9 protein-coding genes are annotated in these 10,406 nt (G+C 75.9%); 2 read left to right on the forward strand and 7 right to left on the reverse strand.

Annotated features, from left to right (window positions below; all coding sequences use genetic code 11):
- Positions 1-67: 67 nt before the first annotated feature.
- Positions 68-721, forward strand: coding sequence for a phosphatase PAP2 family protein (locus ACFYNO_RS38760; RefSeq protein WP_388022834.1), 654 nt, complete (start codon positions 68-70; stop codon positions 719-721).
- A gap of 81 nt (positions 722-802) precedes the next feature.
- Complete coding sequence (locus ACFYNO_RS38765; protein ID WP_388022836.1) at positions 803-1,309, forward strand: MarR family winged helix-turn-helix transcriptional regulator; 507 nt, start codon at positions 803-805, stop codon at positions 1,307-1,309.
- Positions 1,310-1,316: 7 nt separating this feature from the next.
- On the opposite strand, the gene ACFYNO_RS38770 is transcribed toward ACFYNO_RS38765, so the two are convergent.
- From ACFYNO_RS38770 to ACFYNO_RS38800, 7 genes are all read right to left on the reverse strand, one after another.
- A complete protein-coding gene (locus ACFYNO_RS38770) occupies positions 1,317-2,045 on the reverse strand; it encodes a ZIP family metal transporter (RefSeq protein WP_388022860.1) in 729 nt (242 codons plus the stop codon).
- Positions 2,046-2,191: 146 nt separating this feature from the next.
- Positions 2,192-3,787 (reverse strand): restriction endonuclease, encoded by a 1,596-nt coding sequence (locus ACFYNO_RS38775; RefSeq protein WP_388022839.1) that lies wholly within the window; start codon positions 3,785-3,787, stop codon positions 2,192-2,194.
- Positions 3,788-3,963: 176 nt separating this feature from the next.
- Positions 3,964-5,649, reverse strand: a complete 1,686-nt coding sequence (locus ACFYNO_RS38780; RefSeq protein WP_388022841.1) for a hypothetical protein — start codon at positions 5,647-5,649, stop codon at positions 3,964-3,966.
- A 218-nt stretch (positions 5,650-5,867) separates the two neighbouring features.
- Positions 5,868-6,236: a cupin domain-containing protein gene (locus ACFYNO_RS38785; protein ID WP_388022843.1), complete on the reverse strand. Its 369-nt coding sequence runs from the start codon at positions 6,234-6,236 to the stop codon at positions 5,868-5,870.
- 150 nt (positions 6,237-6,386) lie between these two features.
- Complete coding sequence (locus ACFYNO_RS38790) at positions 6,387-7,043, reverse strand: YigZ family protein (protein WP_388022846.1); 657 nt, start codon at positions 7,041-7,043, stop codon at positions 6,387-6,389.
- A 76-nt stretch (positions 7,044-7,119) separates the two neighbouring features.
- Positions 7,120-8,418: a DUF6986 family protein gene (locus ACFYNO_RS38795; protein WP_388022848.1), complete on the reverse strand. Its 1,299-nt coding sequence runs from the start codon at positions 8,416-8,418 to the stop codon at positions 7,120-7,122.
- Between the two features lie 148 nt (positions 8,419-8,566).
- Entirely contained in the window at positions 8,567-10,222 is a 1,656-nt protein-coding gene (locus ACFYNO_RS38800) for a DUF2637 domain-containing protein (protein ID WP_388022851.1), read from the reverse strand.
- Between the last annotated feature and the right edge of the window lie 184 nt (positions 10,223-10,406).

Below are 10,406 nucleotides of genomic sequence, written 5' to 3' on the forward strand. Positions count from 1 at the left end.
CCGGGGCGCACGGAACGGCGATCACCCCAGCCGCCCCGGGGCTCTCCCCCCCGCCTCGGGGCGGCTCTTGGCCGTTCTCCGCCGCCCGCTGCTGCCCGCGGTGCTGCTGCCGCTGCTGGTGCTGGTCTCCTGGCAGGTCGGGGTCCGCGGTCCGCTGCTCGGCCTGGACCGGGCCGTCCGGCACGCCACCGCCCGGCTGCGCGACGGCCTGCACAGCCCGCTGCTGGACGGCACGGCGCACTTCCTCTCCGACCTCGGCTCGACGGTCCCGGCGATCCCGCTGCTGCTGGGCGCCGGGGCGCTGGCCGCCTGGCGCTGGCGGCGGGCGGGGGCCCGGCGCTGGTGGCTGCCGCTTCCGGTGGCGGCGGGGGCTGCGCTGCTGATCCCGCTGCTGGTGGTGCCGGCCAAGGCCTGGTTTGCCCGCCCCGGCCCGCTGGGCCTGCCGCTGCAGGCGCACGAGTGGGGCTGGTACCCGTCCGGGCACACCACCACGGCCGGCGTCAGCTACGGGGTGGCGGCGCTGCTGCTGGCCCGCACGGCACGCCGCCCGTGGGTGGCGGCGGCGGTGGCCGCGGTGCTCTGGCTGGGGGTCGGCTGGGGCCTGGTCTGGTGCGACTACCACTGGTTCCTGGACGTGCTGGCGGGCTGGTGCCTGGCCGCCCTGGTGCTCTGGTGCCTGGACCGCATGCTGCCGCGCCCGCGGGCGCCGGAAGAAAGCTGAGCCTGGCTCATCATGTCACTGGCTCCGTACCACCCCCGAGGGCTACGCTGAGCCCGACGCGACCCGCCGAGGAGCCCCCGCATGACCAGCCCGTCCACCGGCCCCGGCCGGCAGCAGCCGCAGGTGCTCGACCCGCCCGACGCCGCGGAACTGGCCGACGAGCTGACCCGGGCGATGAAGCGGATCCGCCACCGCACCGTGCACCGGCTGGAGCCGCACGGGCTGACCCCGGGCCAGGGCCGGGCGCTGCGGGTGCTGGCGCACGCCGACCGCTGCGAGACCCCGGGCCGGGCGATCCGGCTCTCCGAACTGGCCGACCGGCTGAACATCGCGCCCCGCTCGGCGACCACCGTGGTGGACGCGCTGGAGCAGGGCGGCCTGGTCGAGCGGGTGCCCGACCCGGCGGACCGGCGGGCGGTCGGCCTGGTGCTGACCGAGGCCGGGCGGGCCGCCGTGGAGCTGCAGGCGCAGGTCCGCCAGGAGGTCGCCCAGGAGTACTTCAGCGGCGCCGACCCGGCGGACGTGGCCGTGATGCTCCGGGTGCTGCGCGCCGCCGAGGCCGCGCACCGGACCGCCGACGGGCACTGACCGGCCGTCAGGTGGCCAGCCCGATCACCAGCCACATGAAGCCCACCCCGGCCAGCGTGCAGAGCAGCGTCGAGCGGGACGGGTGCGGGCTGTGCGCCTCCGGCAGGATGTCGGCGGTGGCCAGGTAGAGCAGGAACCCGGCGAAGAAGCCCAGGTAGAGCCCGAGCACGTGGTCCGGGATGGTGAACGCCAGGGTGATCGCCGCGCCGGTGACCGGTGCCAGCGCGTCGGCCGCGAGCAGCAGCAGCGCCCGCCGCCGGTCGTTCCCGTAGAGCCGGGTGACGGTGTAGGTGTTGAAGCCGTCCGCGAAGTCATGTGCCACCACGGCCAGCGCCACCACCGTCCCGACCGTGCCGCCGGCCTGGAAGGCGGCGCCGATGGCGAAGCCGTCCATCACGCTGTGCCCGACCAGCGAGCCGGCCGCCAGCAGCCCGACGCCCTCGGAGCGGCCGTGGTGCGGGTGGGCGTGCCCGTGCGCGTGGGTGTGGCCCGCGTACTCGCCCTCGTGCGCCCGGTGGATCGCCACCGAGCGCTCCACGCAGTGGATCGCCAGGAACCCGACCGCGAACATCAGCAGCGCCCGCGGCACCCCGAAGAGCTTCTCCGGGGCCAGCGAGACCGCCTCCGGCAGCAGGTCGAAGGCGACCACGCCGAGCATCAGGCCGGCCGCGAAACCGAGCACCAGGTGCCGCCGGTCACCGGTCCGCTGGGCGACCAGCCCGCCGAGCAGCGTCATCAGGAAGGCCCCGGCCGCCACCAGCACCGCTGTCACCGGCACCTCCGCTCCCCGACTCACCCCGGCCCTGCCACCCTCGCCCGGGTGCGGCCGGGGCGCCCGCCGACCGCCCTCCTCCGGGTGACGGACCGTCGGCCGACGCCGGGTCAGACGCCGGTGACGGCCAGCGGCAGGCCGAGGTGGGTCTCCGCCATGGCGCGGAAGCCCGCGCCGTCGGCCAGGTGCAGGTGGCGGAAGCCGGGGGTCTCCACCAGGTCCATCGCCTGCTCGGTGAAGCCGCCGGTGCCGAGCCAGAGGCCGTGCCCGGCCGACTCCTCGGCGACCAGCTCGGCCAGCATCCGCAGCGCGTCGGCGCCGACCGGATCCTCCAGCCGGGAGGCGCAGACCACCCAGCGGCCCGGCAGCGCGCTGCCGGGCCCCCCGGTGCCGGTGGCCACCAGCCCGGAGCGGCCGCGCAGCCGCACGCTCCAGTCGCCCAGCCCGCCCCGGGTCAGCACCTCGCGGACCAGCCGGACGAACTCCCCCGCCGACAGGTCGGCGACGGCCGGCACCGCGGCCCCCGCGCTGGCACAGGGCGGCACCGCGACCCGGGCGAACGGGTCGGGGGTGACGGCCGCCGCCAGGTCGCGCAGCCGGACCAGCGCCTCGTCCTGCTCGGCGGCCGCGTAGACGCCCGGCTCGCCCTCCTCCTCGACCAGCAGCTCCGGCTCCACCAGCCTGGTCCGGGCCAGCGCGTCCCGGTCCGCGTCCACGCTGATCAGGCAGGTGGTGGCCGGCTCGCGCAGCCAGCCGTTCAGCACCACGCCGGCCAGGATGCCGTCGGTGTCCACCGCGTCCACCGCCTGCAGCGCGCGCAGCGCCAGCCGGGAGACCAGCCGCAGGTAGTCGGCGGCCCGATCGGCGGGGGCCCGCGGCACCGGGTGGATCTCCCCCTCCGGGGTGAGCCGGTAGCCGTCCAGCGAGGGGACCAGGCCGAGCGGCGGCAGGTCAAGGTCGAGCACCGCAGTCCGGGTCAGCGGGCGGAAGACGGCGCGGCAGGGCGCGGAGAGCTCGGGGGTGCCGGCCTCGGCCGCGGCCAGCGCCCGCTCCAGCAGCGACTCCACGGCGGCCGGTTCGGCCTCCCGGTAGGCGACCCGGCACTGCTCCAGGCTGTCGTTGTACTCCTGCACCGCCCGGGACCGGGCCTGCTCGGCCTGCTCGTGGGCGGCCCGGGCCGCCGCCTCGGCCGGGTCGGCGGTGGCGGCCCGCCCGGTGCGCCACGCGCGCAGCGCGCGCTGGTGGGCCAGCCGGGCCGCGGCCAGCTTCCGCTGGTAGTCGGAGTCCAGCAGCCGCTGCTGCTCGCCGTGCTCCGGCTGCGGCGGCGCGAAGTCGGCCCAGACCGGCTCGCGCGCCTCGGCGGGCGCGTCCGGGTAGGGGCGCGGCTCGTAGCTGCGGCGCTGGCTCTCGAAGTCCATCGCGCTGACCGGGCGGCCGAGCCGGGCCAGCAGCTCGGCCAGCCGCTGCTGCTCGGCACGGACCGTGGTGGTCCGGTGGTGGGTCAGCTCGGCGGCCCGGACGTGCGCGGCGATCCGCGGATCCGGCGCCCCGGCCGGGGCGCCGGGCGCACCGCCGCCGGCCGGCTGGTCCGCCACGCCGACGGGGGACGGCCCCTCGGTGCTGCCGCCGAAGACCGCGGCGAGGAAGCCGCTGCGCAGACTGGCCGCGGCGTCGAGGGCCGACTGGCGCTTGGTCGGATCCTGCATCGGCGGTCGGCCCCCGTGCTCCTCGTCCAACGCGTGCCGGGTGGCCCCGCGGGCGCACCCCGCCCGTATTCTCCACCGTTTTCGGTTGTGGCGCGCCGGGTTCCTCCGCTCCTCCCGGTTTGACCGGTCGTCAGGACCGGCCGGGGCCGGCGGCCCCGGCCGGTCCTGAGACCGTGTCAGTTGGTCATGGTGTTGGTGAGGTGCATCCCGATGTAGCCGACGTAGATCCGCCCGCTGCCCGAGCAGTCGTCCAGGTAGTGCAGCCGCGGTGCGGTGCGGCCGCCGCCGATCCGCAGGTGGGCGCCCATGAAGGCGCGGCCGCTCGGGTCCACCGAGGGCGGCACGGCGAACATCCGCTCCCGGCGCATCTTGGTGTGGGTGCAGACCGTGCGCGACTCGCCGCGCACCGCCTTGCGCGGCGGGAAGTGGCTGCCGCTCTCCGAGGCCCGCTCGCACCACTGCTTGAAGTCCCCGCCCGCCTCGCCCTGCACGGCGACCGCGGCGTACTCCTGGAGGGCCGTCAGCCCCTCCCAGGTGAGCCGCACCCAGTTGTCGGTGCGGTGCTCCAGGGCCAGCGTCTCCTTCTCGTCGCCGGTGAAGCTGAGCAGGGGGAACTCGTCCATCCGGCCGAGCAGTTCGCTGAAGCTGCCGGGGCCCGACCAGTCCTCGGCGGCTGGTTCGACCGGCCGGCAGAGCCGGCTGCTCAGCGCCCAGCCCCGCTCGGCGCCGCGGCCCAGCTGGCAGGGGTGCGGATCGCCGCGCCAGCACCGGTGCGGGGCCGGGCGGGCCGGCTCCTGGTCCCGGGCCGGCCGCTCGGGGGCCATCGCGTGCTGCTCCCCGGCCGGCGGTGCCACCAGCCGCAGCGGCCGGCGGTCCTCGGCCCGGACCCGCAGCTCCGGTACCCGGGCCAGCGGGCCGGGCAGCGGCGCCAGCCCGGCCAGCCGGCGCGGCTCGCGGGCCAGCAGCGCCGCGGCCCGGCGCGGCTCGGCCTCGATCCGGTGCCGGGGCAGCACCAGGTGGCGCAGCGCGTCCCGCCGGGAGGCCGGGTCCACCTCGGGCAGGTAGGTGCGCACGGCCCCGCCGTAGACGGTGTGGTACTCCAGCGCGATGTTGAAGGCGACCCGGGCGGACGGGTCGAGCACGTAGCCGACGGCCAGGCCGGTGATGCCGGTCATCAGCGGGTGCAGCACCTCGGCGGTCCAGTCGGCCGGGTCGAGATCGGCCGGGACGCTGGCGACCACGGTGGGCAGGCGGCGGGCCGGGTCGCAGAGCTCGTCGATCACCTCGTCGACGTCGGCGGCGGAGATCAGCCGAGGGTGCGGGCGGACCTCGGCGGATCCGTCCAGGGCGTCCAGCAGGGGGAGCAGGCGGCGGGCCAGTCCGGGGACAGGGACCCGGGCGGTGGTGCGCAGGCCCGCGCCGGCGGGCAGGTGGTCGGCCTCCAGGCGCACCCAGCTGGGGCCGCCGGGCTCGGTGGCGATGGTCAGTGAGAGCTGCGTGCTGCCGTGCGGGGCCGGGGTGCGCAGCCGGCGGCGGGTGTAGCGGCCGGGCGCGGCACCGGGGGTGGCGGGCGGTAGTGGTCCGTCGTCGCGGTCGAGCAGTACCCGGGGAGCCGGCCGCAGCCGCTCGGCGGGCGCCGGCTCGGGCGGGACGGCGGGCAGCTGCGCGGGCGGGGGTTCGGGGTACCCCTCGTGCTTGAGCCAGGCGCCCAGGCACTGGTCGGCCAGGGCGGCGGCCTCGAGGTGCGACTGACGGGTCGTCACCGTCATCCGGTAGGGACCGGTCGCCTGCTCCTCCGGTCTGCTGCCGGGGACGGGGACGGGCACGGGAATGGCGCGGGCCGATGCGAAGTCGATGCTCATGGGTGGTGCCTCCATGGTGCTCTCTGGTGGGGTCCGGGTCCTCCATCGATGGGGTCAGGTACGGCGGCGGCCGGCGGTCGCCGGCTGGTCCGTACGGAGGGAACGCCTCGGCCCGGAGCTGGAGTTCCAGCCCCGGGCCGCATTTAATTCATTCGAGTGTCATTCGGGTGCCCTTGACCGCCGGTGCGGCGGGCGGGTGTATAAGCGGACGGCCGCGGTCAGCCGGCGGCGGCCCGCCGGACCGCGCCGGTGCAGTTGCAGTTCCGCTCGGCCGGCCCGTGCCCGAGCACGCCCTGCTCGGCGGCCGCGCCCACCTCGGTCGGCTCGGCGTCCACCGAGAGCGGGGCGCCCGGCCGCTCGTGGTAGTTGGCGAGGATGACCAGCGGCTCCTCGCCCAGGTTGTAGCCGATGTGCCGCTGCTCGGGCAGCTCCAGCAGGAACTGGCCGGGCCGGGTGACCTCCACCGTGCCGTCCTCCAGCACCCGGGTCAGCACGCCGGTGAGCAGGACCGCCTGCACCATCGCCGGATGGTAGTGCCAGCCGGTGTTCCTACCCGGCTCGATGGTGACGGTGCGGATGACGGCCATGACGGGTTCTGCTCCTGTAAGTCGACGACCGTCTCAGGCTACTGACCGGCCGTTCGCTCGGGGCCCGGATTGGTGCGCTTTGGCCGAAAGCACATGCGAAGCCGACACCGCCGTGCAGCGGCACTGCGCCGTACGGCCCTCAACCGGGCCTCAGGGGGCCGACCAGGGAACTTCCACATGGGTGAGGCCCGCGGGCCGGGCCACCGCCCCGCCACCGCTGGTCTCGGCGAGCCAGGAGTGGAAGGCGGGCACCTCCGGCTCCGGCACGCCGAGCTCGATCAGCACGCCGCCCGCCTCGTACCGCGACTCGCGCACCGCGTACCCGGCGGCGCGCAGGTCGTTCTCCAGCCGGCCCGCCCGGGCGTGGTCCACGGCGACCCGCAGCAGCGCCACCGGCCGCCGCTCCACCAGGCCGACCTCGTCCAGCGCCGCCGAGACCGCTCCCCCGTAGGCCCGCACCAGGCCGCCGGCGCCGAGCAGCACCCCGCCGAAGTACCGGGTCACCACGGTGACCGTGTCGGTGATGCCGCGCCGGCGCAGCACCTCCAGCATCGGCACCCCGGCGGTGCCGGCCGGCTCGCCGTCGTCGCTGGACCGCTCCCGGCGGTGCTCGGCGCCGACCACGAAGGCCGTGCAGTTGTGCCGGGCGTCCCAGTACCGCTTGCGCACGCCGGCGATGAACTCCTGCGCCGCCTGCTCGTCGCCGACCCGGGCGAGGTGGCAGATGAACCGGGACCGCTTCACCTCGATCTCGTGGCTGCCGTCGGCCCGGATGGTGAGGTACGGCCTGGGCGCTGGCTGCGACATGGGGCGGGGACTCCGGACGGGTCGGGGACGGACGGCGGACTCGGCGCTGCCCACCCTAACGCCGCGACCGCCGCGGTCAGCGGCCGCTCAGCGCGTCCAGCCGGGCCCGGTCCAGGCCGGTCAGCGCGGTCACCTCGGCGAGGTCGACGGCACCGCAGTCCAGGCCGCGCAGCAGGTAGCCGCTGAGCGCCTTGGCGGTGGCCGGCTCGTCCATCACGTCGCCGCCGGCCTTCGCCACGTAGGCCGCCAGCCGGGCCGCGGCGGCGGCCAGGCCCTCGCGGTAGAAGGCGTAGACCGCCGCGTACCGGGTGGGCAGGTGCGCCGGGTGCATGTCCCAGCCCTGGTAGTAGGCCCGGGCGAGAGAGCGGCGGACCAGCCGGTGGTGCAGGTTCCAGGCGGCGAAGACCTGCTCCCGGGGGCCGGTGGGGATGACGTTGGTCGAGCCGTCCGAGAGCCGCACCCCGGTGCCGGCGGCGGCCACCTGCATCACGGCCTTGGCGTGGTCGGCCACCGGGTGGTCCATGCTCTGGTAGGCCGCGCCGACGCCGCAGGAGGCGCTGTAGTCGAAGGTGCCGTAGTGCAGGCCGGTGGCCCGGCCCTCGGCGGCCTCGATCATCAGCGCCACGGTGGCCCGGCCGTCCGGGCCGAGGATCGCCTGGGTGGTCTCGATCTGGATCTCGAAGCCGATCCGGCCGGCCGGCAGGCCGGCCCGCTGCTCGAAGTCCTGCAGCAGCAGCACCAGGGCGGTGACCTGCTGGGGGTACGTCACCTTCGGCAGGGTGAGCACCAGTCCGTCGGGCAGGCCGCCGTGCTCGGCGAGCAGGGTGGAGAGGAAGAGCTCCAGGGTGCGGATGCCGCGGTCCCGGACGGCCGCCTCCATGCACTTGATCCGCACCCCGAGGTAGGGCGGCGCGGTGCCGTCGGCGACCGCCGCGGCGAGCAGCCGGGCGACCCGGACGGCCTCGGCGTCCTCCTCGGCGTCCGGGCGCGGGCCGTAGCCGTCCTCGAAGTCGATCCGCAGGTCCTCGATGGGCTCGCGCTCCAGCTTGGCCCGGACCCGGGCGTGCACCTCGGTGATCAGCTCGTCGGCCGGCACGCCCAGCGCCTCGGCCAGCTCGGCCGGCGTCCCGGCGTGCGCGTCCAGCGCCGCCAGCGCCTGCCGGCCCCACTCGGCGACGGTCCCCGCGGTGAACGCGTCGGCCGGGACGTAGACGGTGTGCACCGGCTGCCGGGTACCCGGGTCGCCCGGGTAGCGGCGGGCCAGTTCGGCGTCGACCGGGCCGAGCAGCGAGGCCACGGCCGCCGCCGCGGACGGCGAAAACGTCACCGGCCCCGCCCCGGTGGAGGCACCGCTACCCTGCTCGACCTCGGACATCCCGACTCCTCCAGCGCTTCAACAGAATGTTGATGCGACGGTAGTCGTGCCCTCCGACGGGCGTCAATGGGGTGCCCGCCTGCCGGAGGCGCGTTGTTCGGTTGTCGGGTCGTGCGAATCGCCGGTTGCGGGACGCCGGTCCGGGGGCCTACTCGCGGCCGAGCGTGGCGTAGTGCTCCAGCAGGTAGGGCCAGATCCGGGCCATCTCGTTGCGGCTCGGCGGCATGCCCGGGCGGCGGCCGGTGACCCCGAAGTCGTGGTAGAGGTAGCGCGCCAGGCGCTCCTCGTCCGGATCGTGGCTGAAGGCCTCCTGATAGGCGATCAGCGCCTCCACCGCGATCTCCACCGTCAGCTCGCGCCCGACCTCGGAGGATTCCTCCTGCGGCGCGACCGGGACGCGCGGGGCGAAGACGTTCTCCACCTGACGCTCGATCGGCGGGGTCTGCTCCACGGGCGCCGCCTGCGGCCGGGCCTGCTGGACCGGGGCGGGCGCCGGAGCCTGCGGCTCGAGCTCCAACTCGGGCTGCTCGGCGACGGGCACGGGCGCGGGCACGGGTGCGGGAGCGGGAGCCGGCGCGGCGACGGGAGTCGGCTCGGGGGCCGGTGCCGGCGCCATCGGACGTCCCTCGGCGAGGGCGATCAGCTGAGCACCGGTCAGCGGCGGTCGCTGCACGCCCTCGACGGCCGGGGCCGGGACGGGCTGCTGCTGGTGCGGCTGCGGCTGCGGCTGCTGTACCGGAGCCGGCGCCTGCTGCTGCACCGGGGCCGCCTGCTCGGCGCCACCCCGCACCGCCGTCGCGAACCACGGCGAACGCTGCCCGGAGGCGCGAGCCGCCGCACCCTGGTCCGCGAGCTCCGGCTGCCGCTGCGCGCCCGCGGCACCCTCGGGCATCGCCGCCCGGATGTCGCGCAGCGCCGTCACCTGCCGCCCCGGGCGGCTGGGCGGCTCCGGCCTCTGAGGCTGCGTCATCTCGGGGGCCTGCGCCTCAGTTGCGCCCTCGGCCCCGGTCTGCCCGTCCCGCCAGCGGCTGGCCGCCAGCTTGGCCAGCATCGGCCCCACCGCCGCGGGCTTCACCGCGGTCTCCACCGGAGCCTGCTCCACCACCGGGGCCACCATCGGGGCCGGCGCCGGGTCGATCCGATCCAGTAGCGAGACGTCCAACGGCACGCCGAACTTCGCCAGCTTCAGCGGCAGCAGCGCCTGGATCGGCGCTGCCCGGCGCCAGCCCCGCCCGTACCGGAAGCGCAGCTGCGCCCGGTAGACCAGCCGGTTCTGCTCCAGCCGCACGACCTCGTCGTACGAACGCAGCTCCCACAGCTTCATCCGGCGCCACATCCGGAAGGTCGGCACCGGAGAGAGCAGCCAGCGCATCATCCGCACCGACTCCATGTGCCGGTCCGCCGAGATCGCCGCGATCCGCCCGACCGCGTGCCGGGAGGCCTCGACCACGACCACGAAGAGCACCGGGATCACCGCGTGCATGCCCATGCCCAGCGGATCGCCCCAGGAGGCGGCCGCGTTGAAGGCGATGGTCGCGACGGTCAGCAGCCAGGCCGCCTGACGGAGCAACGGGAACGGTATGCGGAGCCAGGTCAGCACCAGGTCGAGCGCCAGCAGCACCACGATGCCGGCGTCGACGCCGACCGGGAACGCGTACGAGAACTCGCCGAAGCCCTTGCGCAGCGCCAGTTCCCGCACCGCCGAGTAGGACCCGGCGAAGCCGATCCCGGAGATCAGGCAGGCACCGACAGCCACTACGCCCAACAGCGCGCGATGCGCGCGGGTAAGGGATGGACGCGCCATTCGTTGATCAACCCCTGGGTCTCGTCACGGACCACCGGATCCTACTCGGGCAGTTGTTCGCCCCAGCGTGCCCCCCTCCCGAAGCGGCTCCCAGAACGCGAAGAAGCCCCCAGCACGAATGCTGGGGGCTTCTCCTGAATGATTGTTCGGCGGCGTCCTACTCTCCCACAGGGTCCCCCCTGCA

Source organism: Kitasatospora sp. NPDC006697 (genome assembly GCF_042869935.1).
In the GTDB taxonomy this organism is placed as follows: Bacteria; Actinomycetota; Actinomycetes; order Streptomycetales; family Streptomycetaceae; genus Kitasatospora.